Source organism: Pseudomonas sp. B21-053, from assembly GCF_026016365.1.
In the GTDB taxonomy this organism is placed as follows: Bacteria; Pseudomonadota; Gammaproteobacteria; order Pseudomonadales; family Pseudomonadaceae; genus Aquipseudomonas; species Aquipseudomonas nunensis.
Window position 1 is genome coordinate 2724633 of sequence record NZ_CP087205.1, and the last position, 22931, is coordinate 2747563.

Here is a 22931-nt window from a genome sequence, read left to right on the forward strand (position 1 = left end):
AATAAAGAGCGCCCCTCATGAACAATCCGAGTGCCGAAACACTGTCCCTGTCCGCCGCCGAGCGTCCCACCAGCGTGCGCTGGCGCATCTTCCTGATCATGTTGCTGCTGACCGCAATCAACTACATCGACCGCGCCTCGCTGTCGGTGGCGTTGCCGCTGATTTCCAGTGAATTCCAGATCCCGCCCGCGCTGGAAGGCTTGATGCTCAGCGCGTTTTTCTGGTCCTACGCGTTGATGCAGATTCCCGGCGGCATGCTGCTGGATCGCTTCCAGACCCGCCGTGTGATTGTCATTGCGACCGTCGCCTGGGGCGCGTTCCAGGCCTTGGCGGCCGGAGCGCACAACTGGATCCTCCTGCTCATCACGCGCATGGGACTGGGCATCGCCGAATCGCCGATCATGCCCGCCGGGGCCAAGCTTAACGGCGCCTGGCTGACCCCCAACGAACGCGGGCGCGGCGCCGTGCTGGTGGACGGCGGCGCACCGTTGGGCAGTGCGTTTGGCGCGATCATCATTGCCGGTCTGATCGGCTGGTTCGACTCGTGGCGCATCGCGTTTGTGATCGCCGGGGTCGGCACCATGCTCGCCGGAGTGCTGGCCTGGAAATACATCCGCAACCACCCCAGCGAACACCCCGGCGTCAACGCCGCGGAACTGGCGCACATCACCGAAGGCAATCGCCAGACCAGCCAACCCGGCGCGGTCACCAGCATCCCTCTCAAGGAACTGCTCAAGGACCGTTCGGTGCTGGCGATGTTCGCCGGTTACTGCTGCATTCTCAGCGTGTTCTACGGCTTGCTGACCTGGATGCCCAGCTACTTGCACCAGACCCACGGCCTGAACATTTCGAGCATGGGCGGCGCGACGTTTTTGATCTTCATGTGCGGCTTCGTTGGCGAATTGGTGGGCGGTTATCTCGGCGACAAATGGAAATCCAGCGGCGCCTCGCCCAACCTGGTGATGCGCAGCATGTTCAGCGGCTCGGCACTGGTGGCAGCGTTGTGCATGCTGGCGGTGGCCTATGCGAACGAGGCGAGCAAGGCGATTGGCCTGCTCTGCGTGGCGATGTTTTTCATTCGTTGGTGCGGCATGTACTGGTGCATTCCGTCGATCCTCGGCGGTACCTCGAAAACCGGTGTGCTGGCCGGCACCATGAACTTCTGCGGCAACATGGCCGGAGTGATTGTGCCGATCCTGATCGGCTTGATCGTGCAATTCACCGGGTCGTACTTCCTGGTGCTGATCTTCTTTGTGGTCATGGCCCTGCTGCTGGCGATTTTCTCCAGCCTGATCGATTATCGGGAACGGGGTCTGGCGTGAAATGAGCGGAGGGCAGGTGAGCGTCGATATCGAATGCGTGGTGATCGGAGCCGGTGTGGTCGGTCTGGCGGTGGCTCGGGCGTTGGCCTTGAGCGGGCGCGAAGTGATTGTGGTCGAGGCCGGCGAGGGGATTGGCGTGGGCATCAGCTCGCGCAATTCCGAGGTCATTCATGCGGGGATTTATTACCCGAGTGGCAGCCTCAAGGCGCAGCTGTGTGTCGAGGGCAAGCAACGGTTGTATGCCTTTTGCGATGAGCGCGGCGTTGAATATCAGCGGCTGGGCAAGTTGATCGTCGCGACCGATGAGGATCAGCGAGCGGCGTTGCAGCGGTTGATGGCGCAGGGGTTGAGCAACGGCGTTGATGATTTGCAATGGCTGGATGCTGCTGAAGCACGCGCGCTTGAGCCTGAGTTGTCCTGCGTCGCCGCGCTCTGGTCGCCGTCTACCGGCATTGTCGATTCCCATGGGTTGATGCTGGCGCTGCAAGGGGATGCGGAAGCAGCGGGTGCGTCGGTTGCGTTTCACACGCCACTGCTGGCGGCGCGTTGCATTGAGCAGGGATTTGAACTGCAAATGGGCGGCGTGCAACCGATGACGTTGACCTGCCGCGAGTTGATCAATTGCGCCGGGTTGTCCGCGCCTGAGGTCGCGAGCCGGATCAGCGGCTTGCCACACCAGTACGTTCCAGAAGCGCGATTGTGCAAGGGCAGTTATTTCAGTTTCAGCGGTCGGGCGCCGTTTCGGCACTTGGTGTACCCGGCACCGGAAAGTGCTGGTTTGGGCGTGCACATGACGCTGGATCTGGGCGGCCAGGCTCGGTTCGGGCCGGACGTGGAATGGGTCGAGCACATCGACTACCGCGTCGATCCACGTCGGGCGGATGGCTTTTATCAGGCAATCCGCCGCTACTGGCCGGGGTTGCCGGATGACAGCCTGCAACCGGCCTACAGCGGTATTCGGCCGAAGATTACTGGATCGACCGAGCCGGCAGCTGACTTCGTCATCAGCGGACCGGCGCAGCATGGTGTGCCAGGGTTGGTGAACCTGTTCGGCATTGAATCACCGGGGTTGACCAGTTGCCTGGCGTTGGCGGAGCGAGTAATGACCGAGATCCGATGAACACCACAAATCAACTGTGGGAGCGAGCTTGCTCGCGATTGCGGTGGGTCATTCAACATAGATGTTGGCTGACAGTCAGCTATCGCGAGCAAGCTCGCTCCCACAGGGTTTTGTGGTGTTGTTGTAGACCGGTTGCTGTGCGGGTTCAGTCAGCACTTTCCTGAACGTCTCCACCAACGGCCGCAAATTGATCCGGTGCCACGCCGCCCACAACGGTGTGGTAAACGAAATCCACGGCACCTCCCGCAACACCACACCCGGCGGCGCATTGCGGCTCAAGCCTTTCTGAATCATCGCAATCCCCAGCCCTGACGCCACCAGCCCCAGCGCAGTAAACGGTTCTGTCGCCTCCATCCTAATATCCGGCGTGAACCCGGCACGAATGCAGGCGCTGACGAAGTCTTCGCGACTCGCGCAGTTCTGGCGGTGTTGCACACCGATCCATTCCTGATCAGCCAGGTCTGCTGGTCCCAACGTCGCCTGATGCGCCAGCGGATGATGCTCAGGCAACGCCAGCAGCATCGGGTCGTCCAGCACCTGAAAACCCAACAGATCCGGGTCGTCGGCGACGGGCGGCTCGCTCACCAGGGCAATATCCAGACTACGCTGGCGAAGGCCTTCCAATTGTTCCGCAGAGCTCAGGTTGTATAGCGCGACGTGCACATTCGGCCGGTCCACGCGCAACACGCGCAAGGCATTCGGCAACACGCCAGCGTGCATCGCATTTTCGATATAGCCGATGCACAAGCCGCCTTCTTCACCGCGGCCGAGGCGCTTGCCGAGGGATTCCAGTCGATTGGCGTGGGTCAGCAGGGCGCGGGTTTCCGCAAGGAAGGTCTGGCCATCGCGGGTCAGGCGGATGCGTTGCTGGCTGCGTTCGAACAGGGTCAGGCCCAGGCGTTCTTCGAGCTGGGCGATCTGCCGACTCAGGGGCGACTGGGAAATGTGCAGGCGTTCGGCGGCGCGACCGACGTGTTCTTCCTCGGCGACGGCGACGAAGTAGCGCAATTGGCGGATGTCGATCATGTCAGACCTCTAGGGACTCAAGTGCTGCGCATTATGTCTTGGACGGTCCGATCATGGCAATCTACGATCGGCTCAACGGTCACCAAAGCTGACCTCGACACTCAAGAGGAATCACCCATGAGCTTGAAAGACAAACTGCCCGGCGTGCTGGGTTTCGGTACCGCCCCATTGGGCAACATGTTCCGCGCCATCCCGGAAGAAGAGGCGATGGCCACCGTGCACGCCGCCTGGGATGCTGGCGTGCGTTACTTCGACACCGCGCCGTTCTACGGTTCGGGCCTGTCGGAAATTCGCCTTGGCACCGCGTTGTCCCAATACAACCGCGACGACTACGTGCTCAGCAGCAAAGTCGGCCGGGTGATCCTCGATGAAATCGAAGACACCGCCGCCCGTGATCTCGGCGAGAAGGCCGGCGTATTCGAACACGGTCGCCCGAACAAAATCGTCAACGACTACAGTGCCGACGCGACCCTGCGTTCGATCGAAGACAGTCTGAAGCGCTTGCAAACAGACCGTTTGGACATCGTCTGGATTCACGACATCGCCCAGGATTTCTACGGCGATCAATGGCTGGAATACTTCAACCAGGCCCGCACCGGCGCGTTCAAAGTGTTGACCCGTTTGCGCGAAGAAGGCGTGATCAAGGGCTGGGGCCTGGGCGTGAACAAGGTCGAGCCGTGCGAGCTGACCCTGGACCTCACCGAAGCCCAGCCGGACGGTTTCCTGTTGGCCGGTCGCTACACGCTGCTCGATCATGACCGCGCCTTGCAACGCTTGATGGAGTCGGCCCTGGCGCAGAACGTCGAGATCGTGGTCGGCGGCCCTTACAGCTCCGGCATCCTGGCCGGCGGTACGCACTTCGAATATCAAAAGGCGAGCCCGGCGATCATCAACAAAGTCGAGCACATCAAGCGAATCGCAGCGGCCCACGGCGTCAGCGTCAAAGCGGCGGCATTGCAGTTCTCCCTGGCCAACCCGGCAGTGGCGGCGGTGATTCCGGGTTCGAGCCGTCCTGACCGCATCGCTGAAGATGTGGCCGCGTTGTCGGAGGTCATTCCTGCGGCGTTCTGGCAGGCATTGCGTGACGCGAAACTGGTTTCCGAGCGCGCACCACTGCCAATCATTGGAGGTTGAGCATGAAAATCGATCTGACTGGAAAACTCGCCATCGTCAGCGGCAGCACCGCTGGCATTGGCCTGGGCATCAGCAAGGCGCTGGCCGAGTGCGGCGCCACGGTGGTGGTGATCGGCCGCGACTCGGCCAAGGTTGAGCAGGCACTGGCGAGCATTCGCGACAGCGTGCCGGGCGCACAATTGCGTGGCCTCACCGCCGACCTCGGCACCGCCGAAGGCGCCGAGCAATTGTTCGCCGCCGAACCGCGTGCGGACATCCTGGTGAACAACCTCGGGATCTTCGACGACGTGGATTTCTTCGACGCACCGGACAGCGAGTGGACGCGCTTCTATGAAGTCAACGTGATCTCCGGCGTGCGCCTGTCCCGGCATTACACACCCGAGATGGTCAAGAATGGTTGGGGCCGGGTGATCTTCCTGTCCTCGGAATCCGGGGTGGCGATCCCGGCCGACATGATCAACTATGGCGTGACCAAAAGCGCCAACCTGGCGGTGTCCCACGGTCTGGCCAAACGCCTGGCCGGCACTGGCGTGACGGTCAACGCGATCCTGCCCGGCCCGACCTTCACCGACGGCCTGGAACAAATGCTCAAGGACGCCACCGCCGAGTCCGGCCGCAGCGCCCGGGAAGAAGCCGACGTCTTTGTACGCAAGGCGCGCCCGAGCTCGATCATCCAGCGCGTGGCCGACGTGGAAGAAGTCGCCAACCTGGTGGCCTACATCGCTTCGCCATTGTCTTCGGCCACTACCGGCGCGGCATTGCGTGTGGATGGCGGCGTCGTCGACAGCATGGCAATCTGAACTGAATTCATAGAGAGACACTCATTTATGGCAACTGCATCAGCAACTATCGACATCCCGGCTTCGGCCGATCAGGTCTGGCAATTGATCGGCGGTTTTGACTCGCTGCCGGACTGGCTGCCGTTCATTGTGAAAAGCGAACTGAGCGCAGGCGGCCGCGTACGCAGCCTGCAAACGGCGGATGGCGCCGTGGTGGTTGAGCGTTTGGAAGCGTTCGACAACGCGGGCAAAACCTACAGCTACTCGATCGAGCAGGCGCCGTTCCCGGCGACTGACTACCTGGCGACGTTGCGTGTTGAAGCACAAGGGCAGGGCGCTCGCGTGACCTGGTCCGGCCGGTTCACCGCCAAAGGCGTGACCGATGAAGAAGTCGAAGCGCTGTTTGACGGGATCTACAAGGGCGGCCTAGAAGCCCTGCGGGCCAACTACCCGGCCTGACGCCGGTCCCCTGTAGGAGCTGCCGAAGGCTGCGATCTTTTGATCTTGGTTCTCAGCGGAACAAAGAAGATCAAGGTCAAAAGATCGCAGCCTTCGGCAGCTCCTACATTGATCTCCTGCGGCCACGCATTAGCGTTACGTCGGTGGAATCAAACTCTGCCGGCAATCCAGCGCCAACCGTGCGCCGCCGTTGTCGCTGGTGCCTACTTCCAGGGTGAAGCCGTGCAGGCTGACAATCGCCGCGACAATCGACAGACCCAGCCCGAACCCGCTCTGCTGATTCCCACCCTCGGCCCGATAAAAGCGTTGGAACACGGCTTCTCGTTCCGACGGCGGAATACCCGGCCCTGAGTCGATTACTTCAATCCGTGTATGCCCACCTTGATTGATCCCGCGCAAGATTACCTGGCCACCGGGCGGGGTGAATTTGATCGAGTTGCTCAACAGGTTCGCAACCGCTTCGAACAGCAACGCCCGGTCGCCATTCAGTGTCGGCAAGGACTCAGGCAGTTGCAGTTGAAAAGACAGTTCACCTTCCTCCGCCAGCGGCAGATAAAAGTCATGCAATTCCCGCAGCAATGGCACTGGATCAAGCTGCACAAACCCGGAACGCCGCTGACGATCCTCCAGTTCTGAAATCCGCAGCAATCCGCGAAACCGCGCCATCAATGTATCCGCCTCGGCCAGCACCGAATCCAGTTGCTGCACCAGAGGCGAGCTCTCGTCGGCCTGTTGCTGGATCCGATAGAGCTGCGCTCGCAGGCGGGTCAGCGGGGTACGCAGGTCGTGGGCGATGTTGTCGCACACGCCTTTGACTTCGTTCATCAAGCGCTCGATGCGTTCGAGCATGGCGTTGACGATGGCGGCGAGCATGTCCAGTTCGTCGCGGCGGTTGGACAGGGGCAAGCGATGAGTCAGGTCGCCGGCGACGATGGCTTCGGCGCTGGCCTGGATCGCGCGGATGCGTCGCAACGGGCGGCGACGCAACAGATGCCAACCGGCAATGCCGGGCAGGATGGTCAGGGACACGCCCCAGAACAACGCGTGGAGGATGATCTGGGTCACGGCGAACAACGAACCGTTGTCGCGCACCAGCACCAGCCAGCGACCGTCAAGGGTTGGCGTGGCCACGGCGTCGCAGCTGTCGGCGGGCAGCGTCGGGTCGTCGGACTCGGCGCAGTTGCCGAGCATGTGAATCCGGCCGTCCAGTGGCAGCTCCGCCGGGATCTCCCGCAGAGCGCCGCTGAGATAACGATGCTGGGCGTCGAACAGACCGTAAGCGTCGATGCCACGGATATCGAAAGTCATGCTGGCGGCGAGAGCATCCACCAGTTGCTCGCCCTGAAAACGCGAGAACAGGTGTTGGCGTTGCATCAACGAGTGCTTGGCCAGGTTGTCCAGGTAACCGGACACCTCGTAATACATGACCCCCATCAGAATCCCGCTCCAGGCCACGAACAGTGAACTGTAGAGCGCCAGCAAACGGCTGCTGGAAGAGCGCCAGCCTTTAGAGGGGTTCAGCAATGACATACCCCGAGCCTCGCACAGTCCGGATCAACGGGACGTTGCCGGGTGGGTCGATCTTTTTGCGCAAACGGCCAATGTGCACGTCGATCAGGTTGGTGCCGGGGTCGAAGTGATAACCCCAGACCTCTTCGAAAATCATCATGCGCGACAGGATCTGACCGGTGTTGCGCATCAGGAATTCCAGCAATTTATATTCGGTGGGCAGCAGGGTCAGCAATTCGCCGTCGCGGCTGGCTTCGTGGCTGATCAGGTTCAGCTCCAGATCCGCTACCCGCAACGTGGTGGCCTGGGCGCTGACGGTGCTTTGCCGGCGCAGCAACACTTCCACCCGCGCCGCCATTTCATCGGTGGCGAACGGTTTGGTCAGGTAATCGTCGCCACCGGCCCGCAGCCCGCGCACGCGCTCATCGACGTCGGAGAGGGCGCTGATCATCAGGATCGGCGTGGCCACGCCCATGGTCCGCAGCGTGGTGACGATGGCCAGACCATCGAGCTCCGGCAGCATGCGGTCGAGGGTGATCAGGTCGTAGCCGCCGCTGACCGCGCGCGCCAGGCCTTCGCGGCCATTGTCGACCCAATCCACGTCCAGACCGTGGCTGCTCAGTTCGGCCACGATCTCGCGGGCGGTCACGGCGTCGTCTTCGATGGTCAAGATGCGGGTCATAGGGCGGGCCTGCTATTCAGTTCGTTACAGAATGAGGGCATTTTGCCAAGAAATGCGCGCGGCTTATTAAATTAACTTTCATGTTGGTTGAGGAACCTTGCGTGTGGGGCGTTTATTTGCACGTCGGTTCTCAATGCATAAAACCCGCTGATATTCAGCAGCTATTGCAAAATGCATGGTCCTAGGATTTTTAGTATTTTTAACCTATTGATATAAAACGATTTATTTATATCTGGCGACTGGCACGGTGCCTGCAATTCCTCTCTCGAAGATTTGTAACACCATCTTTCATGCCTGGAGCTGAACAATAATGAATAGATCCTCAGAGGGTTTTTATCCTGCCGCAGAAGAGTCAAGCACGCTCTCGGGCGTGTCCTGGGGCGCGATTTTCGCCGGGGCTGCTGCCGCAGCGGCGTTGTCGCTGATTCTGGTATTGCTCGGCTTCGGCCTGGGCTTTTCGGCTGTCTCACCGTGGGCCAACGAGGGCGTCAGCGCCAAGGGCCTGGGCATTTCAACGATCATCTGGCTGGCGGTCACGCAAATCGTCGCATCCGGGCTCGGCGGCTACATCGCCGGTCGCTTGCGGGTGAAGTGGGCCAACATGCACGGTGATGAAGTGTATTTTCGTGATACCGCCCATGGTTTCCTGGCCTGGTGCGTGGCAACCCTGGTAACCGCGACCCTGGTGGTCGGTTCGGTCAGCAGCATTGTCAGCGGTGGTGTGCAGGCCGGGGCGAGTGTCGCCGGTGGCGCTGCAAGTGCCGTGACTCAAGCGGCGGGCACAGCTGCCGGTAACACCAACAGTGACCAGTACGGTTATTTCATCGATAGCCTGTTCCGCGATGATCGTCCGGCCGCCGTCAGCGATGACGCCGCCCGTGGCACCGTGACTCGCATCTTCGTGCGCAGCCTGAGCAACAACGGCCAACTGGCTGCTGAAGACCGGACCTACCTCGCACAACTGGTCGCCCAGCGTACCAACCTGACTCAGGCTGATGCCGAACGTCGTGTGGATGAGGTTTACGCCCGCACTCAGAAAGCCATTGCCGACGCCAAACTTGCCGCTCAACAAGCCGCTGACACCGCTGCCAAAATCGCTGCCTGGACCGCGTTGTGGATGTTCGTCGCGCTGCTGGCCGGTGCGTTCTTCGCCAGCCTTGCCGCAACCTTTGGCGGTCGTCGTCGGGATGCCGTGGTGTATCTGGAATCGGATGCCTACGTCACCACCACCACTCTGCCACCAGTTCGCTAACCCGGGAGAATCATCATGCGCTCACTACTTCTGTTCTTTCTTGGCGTGCCAATCCCGATCATCATTTTGATCGCCCTGTTCATGCACTGATCCCTCTGAGGCTCATGCCTCTGCCGCTTCTGCCTCTGGTAGAAGCGGCGTTTTGCTTTCTAGGGCAATATGTAACGCGATTTATCCTCTGTGGGAGCGCGCTTGCTCGCGAAAGCGCTGTATCAGCCAACATTAATGTTGAATGGTCTATCGCTTTCGCGAGCAGGCTCGCTCCCACATTTAATTGTGTTGTGTCAGGGAGAAGCAGCTTGGACAAGAAGGAAATCAAACAGCAAATCACGGCGATGCTCGACGCCGGGCGTTCCAAAACCGAGACGTTCAAGGCGTTTTCCGGCGGGGCGGTCAAGGACCGCGTGCTGGCTTACTGGATCGGTTCGCACCCGGACCCGGCGCGCAATGCGCAGCATCAGGGCAAGGTCAAGGTGTTGCTCGGGCTGATGATTGCTCAAGCCTTGCTCGGCGCACTCACGGGGTTCTCCCTGGGCGCGATGATCGGGCCGAAGGCGATGGTGATTTTCACGTTGATTAGCGGGCTGATTCCGTTGTGGTTCGCCTACGGCTTCTACAAGTACCGGGCGCAGTTTTACACCGTGTACGTGATCCTTTCCCTTAGCCAGGCCTCGCAAATTTTCAAGGGTTTTTCCGAGGATCCAGTATCGACGTTGATCGGCGCTGCGATCGGCCTGGGCATGGTGTTTTTTGTGGCCTGGCTCAAGACACTGCTGTTCCCGGACCTGAACTTTATCGGGCCGAAAAAAATCAAGGGACAGTACGTTTTTTCCAACTGAGGCCCGGGCTAGAGGGGAGGGCATTTTTACTGGCGTGGATCAATATTTAATTTTGAAATATCGCTTAACGTAAAAGATCCAGGCCCTCTCTGCTGTACCGGCTAAGGTACTTTTCATGCGCAGCTATTGCGCTGTCGAAGTACCGATGCAGACCTCCTCGTTGTTGTGTATTCAGTTGGCCAGCAAGGTGTAGTACGGCATGGAGCTGACGAACCCACCTGAACCTTTCACGGAAGAACATTGCAATGCAACGCTTAGACAGAACCTTCGATATCCAGCCGCTGGCCAGGGCGGATATGACTTTGCACATCAACGGCCAACCGGTCAGCGCCGCCATCGGCGAAACCGTCCTAACAGTCATCCAGTCCCTTGGCCTGCGCCAGGTGGCCCGTAACGATCACGATCAGATCAGCGGCGCCTATTGCGGCATGGGCGTGTGTCAGTGCTGCCTGGTGAAGATCAACGGCCGGCACAAGCGTCGCGCCTGCCAGACTATCGCGCGTGAAGGCATGATCGTCGAAACCCAGGTCAATCGCATCGCCGAGCAGGAGGCCTTATGAGCCTGCATCCGGTGATCGTCGGCGGCGGCCCGGCGGGCATGGCCGCGGCCATTGAACTGGCTCGACATGGCGTGCGCAGCACCCTGCTGGAAGAAGCCTCGCGGCTTGGCGGTGTGGTCTATCGCGGGCCGTTGCGCGATGGCGTTCAGCTCGACTATCTGGGGCCACGCTATTCGGAAATCCTGAGCCGCCTGCACGGTGAATTCCAGGCACAGTCGGGGCTGATCGATGTGCGGCTCAATCATCGCGTGGTCGGTGCCGAGGGCACTCGTGCACTGGTGGTGCTGGATGGCGACGAGCGCTTGCACGAATTCGAGTATCCGCAACTGCTGCTGGCGGCCGGTTGCCATGAACGCAGCGTGCCATTTCCCGGCTGGACCTTGCCTGGCGTGATTCTGCTCGGCGGGCTGCAGTTGCAAATCAAGAGCGGCGTGGTCAAGCCCCAGGGTCCGGTGGTCATTACCGGCACCGGTCCGTTGCTGCCGCTGGTGGCGTGTCAGTTGCACGCGTCCGGGGTCACCGTCGCCGGGGTCTACGAGGCCTGCGGGTTTGGCAAGATCGCCCGGGAAAGCCTGGCGCTGCTGAACAAACCGCAGCTGTTTCTCGATGGCTTGAGCATGTTGACGTTCTTGAAACTGCACGGCATCCCGATGCATTACGGCTGGGGCGTGGTAGAGGCCCAGGGCGACGGCGAGTTGAAATCCGTCATCGTGGCGCCGTATTCCCGCACTTGGGAACCGGATCTGAGTCGCGCCGAAACCATTGCCGCCCAGACCTTGGCGGTCGGTTACGGCTTTATCCCGCGCACTCAACTCAGCCAGCAGATGGGGCTGAACCATGGCTTCAGCGACGACGGTTACCTGCGGGCTAGCGCCAATATCTGGCAGCAAAGCAACGAGCCCCACGTGCACCTGGCCGGTGACATGGGCGGGATTCGCGGTGGCGAAGCGGCAATGTTCGCTGGGCGCATCGCGGCGCTATCGATCCTGTTGCAACGGGACGTACTGGACACGGAACTGGCGCTGGTCAGGCGTGACCGCTATCTGTCGAAACTCAAGGCGATTGTGCGCTTTCGTGCGGCGGTCGATCGCTACACCGAACGCGGTGCCGGGCAGACCGCATTGCCTGCCGCTGACACGGTGATCTGTCGGTGCGAACACGCAACCCGCGCCGACATCGACCGGGCGCTGGAGCAAGGCGTACAAGACATGGCCAGTTTGAAAATGCGCACCCGCGTCAGCATGGGCGATTGTCAGGGCCGGATGTGCGTCGGTTATTGCAGCGACCGGTTGCGTGAGGCTACCGGGCGCCAGGACGTGGGCTGGTTGCGACCGCGCTTTCCCATCGATCCGATCCCATTTTCAGCCTTCCACAATGCCGATACGGAGGCAGCCCATCATGAGTAAGTTCTATGACGTGGTCATCGCCGGCGGCGGTGTGATCGGGGCGTCCTGCGCCTATCAATTGTCCAAGCGCAAAAACCTCAAGGTGGCGCTGATCGACTTCAAGCGTCCGGGCAACGCGACCCGGGCCTCGGCCGGCGGCTTGTGGGCTATTGGCGAGTCAGTGGGGTTGGGCTGCGGGGTGATTTTCTTTCGCATGATGTCGGCCAATCGCAAGCGCGAAGCCCATGGCTCGGCGGTGGTGGTGGACTCCAGCACGCCGCACATCCTGCCGCAGTCGTTCTTCGATTTCGCCTTGCAGTCCAACGCGATGTACCCGGCGCTGCACAAGGAGTTGCAGGACAACCACGGGATGGATTTCAAGTTCGAGAAGACCGGACTGAAGTTTGTGATCTACGACAATGAAGACCGGCTCTACGCCGAGCATATCGTTGCTTGCATTCCGCATCTGGCGGATCAGGTGCGCTGGCTCGATCAGGCCGCCCTTCGCGAAGCCGAGCCAGCCGTTAGCCACGGGGCGAGGGGAGCGCTGGAGTTCCTTTGCGATCACCAGGTCAGCCCGTTCCGCCTGGCCGATGCCTATACCGAAGGCGCGCGGCAGAACGGTGTGGACATGTATTTCAATACCAACGTCACTGGCGTGTTGCACCATGGTTCGCGGGTCACCGGCGTGCAAACCGCCGAGGCCGGGGTGTTTCATTGCGACACGCTGATCAACGCGGCCGGTGCCTGGGCGGCGGACTTGAGCGAGCAGGCCACCGGGATTCGCATACCGGTGAATCCGGTGAAAGGCCAGATCCTGCTGACCGAACGCATGCCGAAGATCCTGCGCGGTTGCCTGACTACCAGCGATTGCTACGTGGCGCAGAAGGACAACGGTGAGATCCTGATCGGCAGCACCACTGAAGACAAAGGCTTCGACGTCACCACCACCTACCCGGAAATCGCCGGGCTTGTGCAAGGCGCGGTGCGCTGCATTCCGCAACTGGCTGACGTGAATCTCAAGCGCACCTGGGCCGGGCTGCGTCCGGGGTCGCCGGATGAATTGCCGATTCTGGGGCCGATGAAGGGCGTGGAGGGGTATCTGAATGCCTGCGGGCACTTTCGTACCGGCATCCTGACGTCGGCGATTACCGGGGTGTTGCTGGATAAACTGGTAAACCACGAACCGCTGCCGCTGGACATCACGCCGTTCCTCGCGGACCGGTTTGAGGTCAAGGGCGCGGTTGAGGTGAAGGCACTGGAAACCGCCTGACCCCTTGTGGGAGCGGGCTTGCTCGCGAAAGCGGTGTATCAGTCAGCATTGATTCGACTGACACGGCCTCTTCGCGAGCAAGCCCGCTCCCACATTAGATCTCGGATGTAGCCACAATTTGTGGTCAACCAGATTCCCTGTGGGAGCGAGCCTGCTCGCGAAGGCTGCCTGTCTATTACGCAAGCCTTCAGGCCTTCAAGCCTTACCCGACTCCTGTTCCTCCAACTGATCCGACTCAAACAACTTGGCCAGTTCCGCCCGCGCTTCCTGCGCGGTCTGCAACACCTTCGCCGCATCGTCATACACCGCATGCTGGGCTTCCAGCACCTGTTCATCGTGATGCTTGAAGCGTTTGATCCGCGCATCCGCCTGGGCCTGGGTCAACCCGAGGCCAACCAGTGTGCGGCGGCTCATTTCCAGGCTGGAATAGTAGGTTTCCCGAATCGCCTCGGCGCCGAGGTCGACCAAGCGGTGAACGTGCTGGCGGTTGCGCGCCCGGGCGATGATTTTGATGTGCGGGTACAAGCGGTGTACCACTTCGGCGGTCTTGATATTGGTGTCCGGGTCGTCCGTGGCGATCACGAAATACTCCGCCTGCTCGACCTTGGCTGCGCTGAGGATTTCCGGGCGCATCGGGTCGCCGTAGAACACCGGCACACCTCCGAAGCTGCGGGACAGTTCGATAGTTTCCACCGAGGTGTCCAGCGCCACGAACTTGATGTTCTGCGCGCGCAGAATCCGCGAAACGATCTGGCCCATCCGACCCATGCCGGCGATCACCACACGCGGGGCGTCGGTGTCGATGTCGCGAAATTTTTCCGGCACTACCACTGGCTGCACTTTCGGCGAATACAGCCGCGCGCACAGCAGCAACAGCAGTGGTGTTACGGCCATGGACAGGGTAATCGTCAGCACCAGCAGGTCGTACAGGCGCGGCTCGAACAAGCCCTGATCGCGCCCGATCTTGAACACCACAAACGCAAACTCACCGCCCGCCGCGAGCACGATGCCGAGGCGAATCGCACTGACCTTGCCCAAACCACCGGCCAGGCGCCCGACAACAAACAACAGCGGCAGCTTGATCGCGATCAGCAGCAGGGTCAGGCCCAGCACCGTGATTGGCGCGCTGAGTAGCAGACTCAGGTTGGCGCCCATGCCGACGCTGATAAAGAACAGCCCCAACAGCAAACCCTTGAACGGTTCGATCTGCGCTTCCAGTTCGTGACGGTATTCGGAGTCCGCCAACAGCAATCCGGCGAGGAACGCCCCCAACGCCATCGACACGCCGACCAGATCCATCAACCACGCGGTACCGATCACCACCAGCAACGCGGTGGCGGTAGAGACTTCCGGCAGACCGGTTTTAGCCACCACCCGGAACACCGGCCGCAGCAGATAACGCCCGCCGATCACCACTACGGCAATACTGCCCAGGACCCGCAGGCCATGGTTCAAGTCTTCGGCGGCGCTGGTGGTGTGATCACCGCCGGCCAGCAACGGCACCATGGCGATCAGCGGAATTGCAGCGATGTCCTGGAACAGCAAAATCGCGAACGCCAGCCGCCCATGGGGACTGGTCAGTTCCTTGCGCTCGGCGAGGCTCTGCAAACCAAACGCGGTGGACGACAACGCCAGGCCCAAGCCCAGCACTATCGCGCTGTTCAGCGACTGGCCGAACACAAACAGTGCCAGCACCCCGATGACCGAGCCCGTCAGCAATACCTGCGCAAGGCCGACGCCGAACACCGATTTGCGCATCACCCACAAACGTCGCGGCGACAGCTCCAGGCCGATGATAAACAGCAGCAACACCACCCCCAGCTCGGAAATGTGGCTGACGCTTTGCGGGTTGCCGATCAAGCCCAGCACCGATGGCCCGATGATCACCCCGGCAAACAAATAACCCAGCACCGCGCCCAATTGCAGGCGTTTGGCCAAAGGCACGGTGAGCACCGCCGCGAACAGAAACACGACAGCGGCTTGCAACAGGTTGCCTTCATGGGGCATGGCGAAACTCCATAGACTCGGTAGAGCGGGGGTGACAAGGATAAAGGCTGAGGCCGCGTGCGTCAGCCTTGCAGATGAAATGAAGTTGCCTGACACACCGCCTTCGCGAGCAGGCTCGCTCCCACATGGGATCTGTGCCGTACACATCATCTGCGGCCGCTAATAGCCCCCTGTGGGAGCGGGCTTGCTCGCGAAAGGGCCATCACATCCAACATCCTTTTCGCCAGACACACCGCTTTCGCGAGCAAGCCCGCTCCCACAGGGGATCTGAGTCGTACACATAATCTGTGCCCAGCAGAGCCTCCTGTGGGAGCGAGCCTGCTCGCGAAGGCGTCCTCACTAGCAACATCAATTCCACGGACTAATAGTTTAAGCTGATCAATCAACCTGCCCCTGAGCACCCACATGGCCATCAACTTCGACCTCAACGACCTGCAAGCCTTCCGCGCCGTGGTTGAGCAGGGCAGCTTTCGCAAGGCTGCCGACACGGTGCGTATTTCCCAGCCCGCCCTGAGCCGGCGCATCGAAAAGCTTGAAGACGCACTCGGCGTAAAACTCTTCGAACGCACCACCCGCAAAGTCAGCCTGACCCAGGCCGGGCGCGGTTTCATTCCCAGCGTCGAGCGCTTGCTGGACGATCTGGACGTAGCGCTGCTCGGCATCAGCGAAGTCGCCTCGACCCGTCTCGGCCATGTCACTGTCGCCTGTGTGCCGTCGGCGGCGTACTACTTCATGCCGCGGGTGATCGCGCATTACCACCGACAATTTCCGCGGATCAAGGTCAAAGTCCTCGATTCCAGCGCCCACGACGTGCTGAGTGCGGTGGTCAATGGCGAGGCGGATTTCGGCCTGAGTTTCATGGGCACCCTCGAAGCCGAGGTCGAATTCGAACCGCTGGTGCAGGAAGGCTACGTGGTGGCCTGTCGGCGCGATCACCCGTTGGCCGGGCGCAGCAGCGTGACCTGGGACGAGTTTTACCAGCAGGACTACATCTCCCTCGACAAGACCTCGGGCAATCGCTTCTTGCTCGATCAAGCACTGGCCGGTGTGGTGCCGCAGCGCCCAAGCATCTGCGAAACCCGTCATGTCACGACGATGATCGGTCTGGTGGAGGCGGGGCTGGGTGTGGCGGCGGTGCCGTTGATGGCGATGCCGGCGGAGGATCACCCGATTTTGACTCGGGTGCCGCTGACCGATCCGCAAGTGATGCGCAGTGTCGGCCTGATCAAGCGCCGGGGTCGAACCTTGACCCCGGCAGCGTTGGAACTGGAACGCCTGGTGGTGGAAATGAAAGTCCAGCCACCAACAATCAGCGGCTGACCGAATCCAGCCCCGTGGCTTGCACCTGCGGCTGAACGGCCGGCGAGGCCAGGTAAGCCAGCAACGCCTTGGCCTGCGCCGGGTGTTGCGCGCCTACCGGAATGCCGGCGGCGAAGCGGGTCACCGACTGCACCGACTCCGGAATCTTCGCCACAAAACTCACCCCCGGCACCGGCAGCAACTCGCTGACCTGCTGGAAGCCGAGTTGGTAATCGCCCGTGGCAACCACCGAGCCCACCGGGATTTTCGGGATCATCTTCGACTTCGGCTTGAGCTGGTCTTCGATGCCCAATTTCTTGAACAACTGCTCCTCGATGTACACACCGCTGGCGCTGTCGGAATAGGCCACCGATTGCGCGTCGAGCAAGGTCTTTTTCAGGCCCTCCACCGAACTGATGTCCGGCTTCGCCGCGCCTTCGCGCACCACCAGGCCGATGCGCGAATCCGCCAGTTCAACCCGTGAAGCGGGGTCGACTTTGCCTTGTTTGATCAAGTCATCCAGTGCGTAGCCGACCATGATCACCACGTCGGCTTTTTCACCACGCGCCAGGCGATTGGGAATCGCTTCCGGCGCCTTGCCCATGGACGGGCCGAGGGCCGTATCCAGCGTATTGCCAGTGGACGCGGCGAATTCAGGGCCGAGAATTTTGTAGGCGGCAGTAAACCCGCCCGAGGTCATCACACGAATTTCTTCAGCCTGGGCGGCGGTGCTCAGACTCGCGATGAGGATCAGTGCTGCAAAGTTAAAAAGCTTTTTCATCGAATGATTCTCGCAGTCAAAGGTCGGTCACGACACGGCCGGTTGCAGGCGCCCGGAAGCGCGGCGATAGAGAAACAGCGTTGCGCACAGCGCACAGAGCGCGGCAAAACTCATCCAGTAACCGGGCGCCGCCTTGTCGCCGGTGTACTGGATCAGCAGGGTCGACATCGCCGGGGTGAAACCACCAAACACTGCGGTGGCCAGGCTGTACGCCAGCGAGAACCCGGCGACCCGCACTTCCACCGGCATGATTTCGGTGAGTGCGGCGATCATCGCGCCGTTGTACAAGCCATAGATGAATGACAACCACAGCAACACCAGCAGCATGTTGATGAAACTCGGCGCGTTCACCAGATACGTCAGCGCCGGATAGGCCGTGGCCAGGGTCAGCAGCGCCATGGCGATCAGCACCGGACGCCGCCCGATGCGATCGGACAAGGCACCGCCCAGCGGCAGCCAGAAGAAGTTGGAAACACCGACCAACAGCGTCACCAGCAGCGCATCGGACGTACTCAAGTGCAGCACGGTTTTGCCGAAGGTCGGCGCGTACACGGTGATCAGGTAAAACGCGGTGGTGGTCAGGGCGACCACCATCATCCCGGCGAACACGATCACCCAGTTCTGCGCGAGGGTGCGAAACACATCGCCCATGCTCGGACGGTGCTTGCGCGCGGCGAACTCTTCGGTTTCTTCAAGGTTGCGGCGCAGGAAGAAGATGAACGGCACAATCATGCAGCCCACGAAAAACGGAATCCGCCAGCCCCAGTCGGCAATCATTGCCGGCGCCATCCATTGGTTCAGCCCATAACCCAGCGCTGCCGCGACGATGATCGCCACTTGCTGGCTGGCGGACTGCCAACTGGTGAAAAAGCCCTTGTTGCCCGGCGTGGCGATCTCCGACAGGTAGACTGAGACACCGCCCATTTCCGCACCGGCGGAGAAGCCTTGCAGCAAGCGGCCAATCAACACGATGGCTGGCGCGAACAGCCCGATGCTTTCGTAACCGGGCACCAGCACAATCAGGATCGTGCCGCTGGCCATGATCGACAGCGTGACGATCAGCCCTTTGCGCCGGCCCACATCATCGATGTAGGCACCCAGCACCACGGCGCCGAGCGGGCGCATCAGGAAACCCGCGCCAAACACCGCGAAGGTCATCATCAGGGAGGCGAACTCGCTGCTGGCCGGGAAGAATACGGCCGCGATCTGCGTGGCATAGAAGCCGAAAAGGAAGAAGTCGAACTGTTCGAGGAAATTGCCCGACGTGACCCGGAAAATCGCACCGGCCCGGGAACGACCGGAAGGGATTGCTGCTGTCATTGACGTGTACTCCACCGCTTTTATGACGTGCGCCGCGTGGGGGCGGCGCACGGTTCTTATTGGGGCGGATAGTGGAGCAGGGGCATCGATATGTTAATTGCATAGTTGGCATGTATTGATGCGTGAGGCGGATCAATGGGGCTGGGATTGTTGTTGTCTGAGCTACCGCTTTCACGAGCAGGCTCGCTCCCACAGGGATCTTCAGCGAACACAGAATCAGCGAGCAACCGCGAACAAAGGTGGGAGCGAGCCTGCTCGCGAAGGCGCCCAAACAGACAACCCACCCGTCAGATAAATCATCCCTACACTAGGGATTGATCCGCCGTTCGCGCAGCCCGAGTGTCTGGCATTTTTGCCGCTTCAATCATAGGGAACGTGCCATCCCATTGCGCATCGATCCGCCGGATTCGCTCACTCAAGTCAGGATGCGTTGCAAATAAACGCTCCATTACCGACGACGTGCCAGGACTGAAAAACAGGTGGCTGAACTCACCGGCTCTTTTGGCGCTGATGTGTGAGCCTTGGGCATAACCACCAATCTTTTTCAGTGCGCCAGCAATACTGTCAGGGTTACGGGTGTACTGCACGGCGGTAGCATCAGCCAGGAACTCGCGTTGCCGACTGACGGCTGCCTTGATCAGGCTGCCCAATAAACTTCCGGCAAATCCGGCCACACACAAAATCAGACCGATAAACAGACCCGCTATCTTGAAACGGTTGTCACGCTGATTTCCCTGACTCACTTTGAGCAGGATCAGGCCGCCCATAAGGCCCAGGACTAACAAGCCACTAACGACTGCCACCATGTGCATGTTCAGGCGCATGTCGCCGTTGTAGATATGGCTGAATTCGTGGGCGATCACGCCTTGCAGTTCTTCCCGTGTAAGCAGTGTTATCGCCCCCTGCGTCACGCCGATCACTGCATCCTTAGGGGTAAACCCTGCCGCGAAAGCATTGATGCCTTCATCCGGCAGCAGATAGACGGTCGGCACCGTCACGCCCGAGGCAAGGGCCATTTCTTCGACGATGTTGAGCAGGCGTTGCTCTTCCAGCGTTCGGCCGCCTTGATCGATCTGGCGTCCACCCAATTCTTCGGCAATGACTTTGCCGCCAGCCAGAAGCTGGGCGTACTTGGCCAGGCTACCGAGTAAAACGACGCCAACGATGATCGACGCTGGCATCGCGAAGTTTTGCCACTTGATGACCAATGTATCGCTGCCGTCGTTGGCACGATCAAGGCTGAAGATGAGGCTGGTGACGGTGATCAGGCTAAGCACCGCCAGGCTCATCAGCAGGACGAGTAACGCTGTCCGGTGTTTGGCCTGGCGTTGTTGTGCGAAAAAATTCATCGAGCCATCCGTGGGCAACGTGTCAGAAGGAAACCTGTGGGGTTTGTTGAATAGCCGCGGTGTCGGCAAATTCCAGCGGGGTGGCATCAGCGCCATGGCCGAAGCGAGCGGCGAATAGCACGGCGGGGAAGCTTTGCTTGAGGTTGTTGTAAGTCAGCACTGCATCGTTGAACACCTGCCGTGCGAAGGTCACTTTGTTTTCGGTGCTGCTGATTTCTTCACTCAGTTGCTGCATGGCCTGCGAAGCCTTGAGTTCGGGATAGGCTTCCAGGGTTACGCTCAGGCGACCCATCGCATTGTTGAGCACGCCATCGGCAAGGCTCAGTTGGGCAATATTTCGAGCATCTCCCGGTTGCGCCTGTGCGGCCTTGAGCCCGGCCAGTGCGTTATTTCGCGCAGAAATGACGGCCTCCAACGTCTCGCGCTCGTGGGCCAGATATCCCTTGGCGGTGGCCACCAGATTGGGAATCAGGTCGTAGCGGCGTTTGAGTTGAACCTCAACCTGCGCGAAGGCGTTGGTGATTTCGTTACGGCGGGCGACCAGGTTATTGAAGAGCCCGATGGCATACAGAACGCAGAGAATCAGGATGGCCAAAATGACCAGCATGACAATATTGGAAGTACTCATGGTGTGATGTCCTTGTTCACTCTGCGGGATTTTGCGCAGGATGTTAGCGGAAAACCCAGGGTTTGACTGCTGTCGGCCGCGCTGGCTGATTGCTTGGCTTACAGTCTGTATGAATGGTTTCGAATGTTTGAGGGTGGTCGTGGTCCCACTTCGAACACCGCATTTTTTATAGAGGTTCACCGATGAACAGCAAAACCCTTATCGCCAGCCTCGCCCTTGTCGCCGGCATCGCCACTATCAACCCCATCGTCCAGGCCGCAGAGCCACCCCAGAAAACCGTCCAGCCCGGCGTCAACAATTCCCGCAGCCTGGTAAAAGGCGACCGCGCACCGGACATGTATCAACGCAGCGAAAAAGCCGTGAAGAACTGGAAGGCCAAAGGCCTGAAGGCGCCGTCGGCTGATGCGCAGTGGGTGCAGATCAATGACAAGTACATGATGGTGAAGATTACGAACGGGACGATTGTGGATGTCACACCGGTAGAGCGGTAAGCGGCGCGGCTAGCGTCTTGGCGCGTGTTCGGAGTTATTCACTATGAGCACGCGCCGGGCTGATAGCCCCCAACCGATACTGATTATTCCCGCTACGTTTCGCCTCATACATCGCCAGATCCGCGATATGAATCAGCCGATCCATGCTCGCCGCATGATCCGGAAACACCGCGACCCCAAGACTGGTGCCGATGTGCCGCTGATCATTACCAATCGTCATCGGCGGTGAAAGCTCGATGAAAATGTTCTGACAGATGCTGCGCGCTTCGTCCTGCAAGTTGATGCCCGTAGGCAAGCCTTGCAGGATGACCACGAATTCGTCGCCGCCGATCCGGGCGACGGTGTCGGTTGAACGCAGGATTTTTTTCAGTCGTGTCGCCGTGGTGACCAACACCCGGTCGCCCGCCGCATGACCGTAATGGTCATTGATGGCCTTGAACCCATTGAGGTCGACAAACACCAGCGCTACCCGTGTCGCGCTGATCCGCGCTTGCTCAAGCGCTTCGCACAGGCGTTCTTCCAGGACAATGCGATTGGGCAGACCGGTCAGCGGATCGTAGTGGGCCAGGTGTTGCAGGTAACTGGCCGAGGCTTTTTCTTCGGTGATGTCGCGCACCACGCCCATCATTTTGATCGTGGTGTCGTGATCGTTCTTCACCACATTGCCGGTTTCGCGCAGCCAACGGATGGTGCCGTCGGGCCAGACCACGCGGTATTCCTCGTCATGGTTCTCGCCGGTTTCCAGGCAACGTAATTCACCGGCACGGACCTTGACCCGGTCGTCCGGGTGCACGCAGGAACAGAACAAGGTGTAGGAGGGCGTGACTTCGCCAATCTTGAACCCGAACATGCCGTAGATCGCCTCCGACCAGTAGAGCTTGTCGGTGTCCACGTCCCAGTCCCACGTGCCGATACGCGCGAAATACTGGCTGCGCTTGAAGCGCTCGGCGTCACCGTCCAGGTGAATGTTTTGTCCTTTGGACAGGCTGGCGATCAGCGCGCGGCATTCGGTCAACTGCTGTTGCAAGGAATACTGACGGCAAAGTAGCGCTACCAGCAGGGCAAGCATCACTGCCAATGGCAGCGCTGATCCAGAGGAAACTCATTCAGCAATGGCCGTCATGACATGTTCAACCGTGGGGGTGATGCTGCTTATCTTAGTTCAGGCTGACGAGCGTAAATAGATCCAAACCGCGCCGAACGGTTGCCAATTGCTCGCAAATCTGGGAAAACGACGCCCATAAGCCCTTGCGAGGGAGTGAACAGACGAGTGCATGTAATGAATGATGAGCTTCAGGTAATCGACCTAGAACCGGGCGACGGCAAAGCAGCGGTCAAAGGCGCGCTGATCACCACGCAATATCGCGGGTGGCTGGAAGACGGCACTGAGTTCGATTCTTCCTACAGCCGAGGCAAACCTTTTCAGTGCGTGATCGGGACTGGCCGGGTCATTAAAGGCTGGGACCAGGGGATTATGGGCATGCAGGTGGGCGGTAAGCGCAAGCTGCTGGTGCCGGCGCATTTGGCGTATGCCGAACGCACGATGGGCGCGATTCCGCCGAATTCGAATTTGATCTTCGAGATTGAATTGCTGGAAGTGCTGACGCGGGATGATTGATGGATTGCTAGTGGTTTGAAACGAAAAAACCCCGCCTTCTCGGTGAAATGAGAGGGCGGGTTTTTTTGTTTTTGGAACGAAGACCAGCAGCTCGTAGC

The 22931-nt window shown here is 60.2% G+C and carries 21 protein-coding genes and 1 pseudogene; 13 read left to right on the plus strand and 9 right to left on the minus strand.

Features of this window, described 5'->3' with window-relative positions:
* Nucleotides 1-17 precede the first annotated feature (17 nt).
* Complete coding sequence (locus tag LOY68_RS12620) at nt 18-1322, plus strand: MFS transporter (RefSeq protein ID WP_054052689.1); 1305 nt, start codon at nt 18-20, stop codon at nt 1320-1322.
* Nucleotides 1323-1338: 16 nt separating this feature from the next.
* On the plus strand, nt 1339-2442 hold the full coding sequence (locus LOY68_RS12625; RefSeq protein WP_265044900.1) for an NAD(P)/FAD-dependent oxidoreductase: 1104 nt from the start codon (nt 1339-1341) through the stop codon (nt 2440-2442).
* A gap of 75 nt (nt 2443-2517) precedes the next feature.
* Here LOY68_RS12625 and LOY68_RS12635 read toward each other — a convergent pair whose 3' ends face one another.
* Nucleotides 2518-3468 (minus strand): LysR substrate-binding domain-containing protein, encoded by a 951-nt coding sequence (locus LOY68_RS12635; RefSeq protein WP_265044902.1) that lies wholly within the window; start codon nt 3466-3468, stop codon nt 2518-2520.
* Nucleotides 3469-3585: 117 nt separating this feature from the next.
* On the opposite strand from LOY68_RS12635, the gene LOY68_RS12640 reads away from it, so the two are divergent.
* From LOY68_RS12640 to LOY68_RS12650, 3 genes are read left to right on the plus strand one after another with little or no spacing between them, the layout of a single operon-like run.
* The gene (locus tag LOY68_RS12640) at nt 3586-4602 is read left to right on the plus strand and encodes an aldo/keto reductase (RefSeq protein ID WP_265044904.1); all 1017 of its coding nucleotides are present in this window, start codon (nt 3586-3588) and stop codon (nt 4600-4602) included.
* Between the two features lie 2 nt (nt 4603-4604).
* Nucleotides 4605-5402, plus strand: coding sequence for an SDR family NAD(P)-dependent oxidoreductase (locus tag LOY68_RS12645; RefSeq protein WP_054052681.1), 798 nt, complete (start codon nt 4605-4607; stop codon nt 5400-5402).
* A gap of 27 nt (nt 5403-5429) precedes the next feature.
* Nucleotides 5430-5840, plus strand: coding sequence for an SRPBCC family protein (locus LOY68_RS12650; RefSeq protein WP_265044905.1), 411 nt, complete (start codon nt 5430-5432; stop codon nt 5838-5840).
* A gap of 135 nt (nt 5841-5975) precedes the next feature.
* Here LOY68_RS12650 and LOY68_RS12655 read toward each other — a convergent pair whose 3' ends face one another.
* The gene (locus tag LOY68_RS12655; protein ID WP_265044906.1) at nt 5976-7370 is read right to left on the minus strand and encodes a sensor histidine kinase; all 1395 of its coding nucleotides are present in this window, start codon (nt 7368-7370) and stop codon (nt 5976-5978) included.
* Nucleotides 7348-8031, minus strand: coding sequence for a response regulator transcription factor (locus tag LOY68_RS12660; RefSeq protein ID WP_163909638.1), 684 nt, complete (start codon nt 8029-8031; stop codon nt 7348-7350). Before LOY68_RS12660 ends, LOY68_RS12655 begins: the two co-directional genes overlap by 23 nt.
* Before the next feature lie 310 nt (nt 8032-8341).
* On the opposite strand from LOY68_RS12660, the gene LOY68_RS12665 reads away from it, so the two are divergent.
* The 5 genes from LOY68_RS12665 (at nt 8342) to hcnC (ending at nt 13340) form a co-directional block, all read left to right on the plus strand.
* Nucleotides 8342-9283, plus strand: a complete 942-nt coding sequence (locus LOY68_RS12665) for a hypothetical protein (protein WP_163909639.1) — start codon at nt 8342-8344, stop codon at nt 9281-9283.
* A gap of 299 nt (nt 9284-9582) precedes the next feature.
* A complete protein-coding gene (locus tag LOY68_RS12670) occupies nt 9583-10122 on the plus strand; it encodes a hypothetical protein (protein WP_265044909.1) in 540 nt (179 codons plus the stop codon).
* A 245-nt stretch (nt 10123-10367) separates the two neighbouring features.
* A complete protein-coding gene (gene hcnA / locus LOY68_RS12675; RefSeq protein ID WP_163909641.1) occupies nt 10368-10682 on the plus strand; it encodes a cyanide-forming glycine dehydrogenase subunit HcnA in 315 nt (104 codons plus the stop codon).
* Nucleotides 10679-12088 carry a cyanide-forming glycine dehydrogenase subunit HcnB gene (gene hcnB / locus LOY68_RS12680; protein WP_265044911.1) on the plus strand — a complete coding sequence of 470 codons (1410 nt, stop codon included), beginning with the start codon at nt 10679-10681 and terminating at the stop codon, nt 12086-12088. The genes hcnA and hcnB overlap by 4 nt, the downstream gene beginning before the upstream one ends.
* Complete coding sequence (gene hcnC / locus LOY68_RS12685; RefSeq protein WP_265044912.1) at nt 12081-13340, plus strand: cyanide-forming glycine dehydrogenase subunit HcnC; 1260 nt, start codon at nt 12081-12083, stop codon at nt 13338-13340. Before hcnB ends, hcnC begins: the two co-directional genes overlap by 8 nt.
* Nucleotides 13341-13535: 195 nt before the next feature.
* Here the strand turns inward: hcnC and LOY68_RS12690 are convergent, their stop codons facing one another.
* Nucleotides 13536-15347, minus strand: coding sequence for a monovalent cation:proton antiporter-2 (CPA2) family protein (locus LOY68_RS12690; RefSeq protein ID WP_054615187.1), 1812 nt, complete (start codon nt 15345-15347; stop codon nt 13536-13538).
* A gap of 405 nt (nt 15348-15752) precedes the next feature.
* On the opposite strand from LOY68_RS12690, the gene LOY68_RS12695 reads away from it, so the two are divergent.
* Nucleotides 15753-16667 carry a LysR family transcriptional regulator gene (locus LOY68_RS12695; protein ID WP_054054454.1) on the plus strand — a complete coding sequence of 305 codons (915 nt, stop codon included), beginning with the start codon at nt 15753-15755 and terminating at the stop codon, nt 16665-16667.
* Here LOY68_RS12695 and LOY68_RS12700 read toward each other — a convergent pair.
* From LOY68_RS12700 to LOY68_RS12715, 4 genes are all read right to left on the minus strand, one after another.
* Nucleotides 16657-17427 carry a substrate-binding domain-containing protein gene (locus LOY68_RS12700; protein ID WP_265044916.1) on the minus strand — a complete coding sequence of 257 codons (771 nt, stop codon included), beginning with the start codon at nt 17425-17427 and terminating at the stop codon, nt 16657-16659. The genes LOY68_RS12695 and LOY68_RS12700 overlap by 11 nt on opposite strands.
* Nucleotides 17428-17454: 27 nt before the next feature.
* Nucleotides 17455-18747 carry an MFS transporter gene (locus LOY68_RS12705; protein WP_265044918.1) on the minus strand — a complete coding sequence of 431 codons (1293 nt, stop codon included), beginning with the start codon at nt 18745-18747 and terminating at the stop codon, nt 17455-17457.
* A gap of 302 nt (nt 18748-19049) precedes the next feature.
* On the minus strand, nt 19050-20096 hold the full coding sequence (locus LOY68_RS12710; protein ID WP_265044920.1) for a M48 family metallopeptidase: 1047 nt from the start codon (nt 20094-20096) through the stop codon (nt 19050-19052).
* 22 nt (nt 20097-20118) lie between these two features.
* Nucleotides 20119-20724 (minus strand): LemA family protein, encoded by a 606-nt coding sequence (locus LOY68_RS12715; RefSeq protein ID WP_265044921.1) that lies wholly within the window; start codon nt 20722-20724, stop codon nt 20119-20121.
* A gap of 182 nt (nt 20725-20906) precedes the next feature.
* Here LOY68_RS12715 and LOY68_RS12720 point away from each other — a divergent pair, with 182 nt between their 5' ends.
* A complete protein-coding gene (locus LOY68_RS12720) occupies nt 20907-21215 on the plus strand; it encodes an RcnB family protein (RefSeq protein WP_265044923.1) in 309 nt (102 codons plus the stop codon).
* A 34-nt stretch (nt 21216-21249) separates the two neighbouring features.
* Here the strand turns inward: LOY68_RS12720 and LOY68_RS12725 are convergent.
* Nucleotides 21250-22321 (minus strand): annotated as a pseudogene (locus LOY68_RS12725) (diguanylate cyclase domain-containing protein).
* 173 nt (nt 22322-22494) lie between these two features.
* On the opposite strand from LOY68_RS12725, the gene LOY68_RS12730 reads away from it, so the two are divergent.
* Nucleotides 22495-22833 (plus strand): FKBP-type peptidyl-prolyl cis-trans isomerase, encoded by a 339-nt coding sequence (locus LOY68_RS12730; protein WP_163909652.1) that lies wholly within the window; start codon nt 22495-22497, stop codon nt 22831-22833.
* Nucleotides 22834-22931 lie beyond the last annotated feature (98 nt).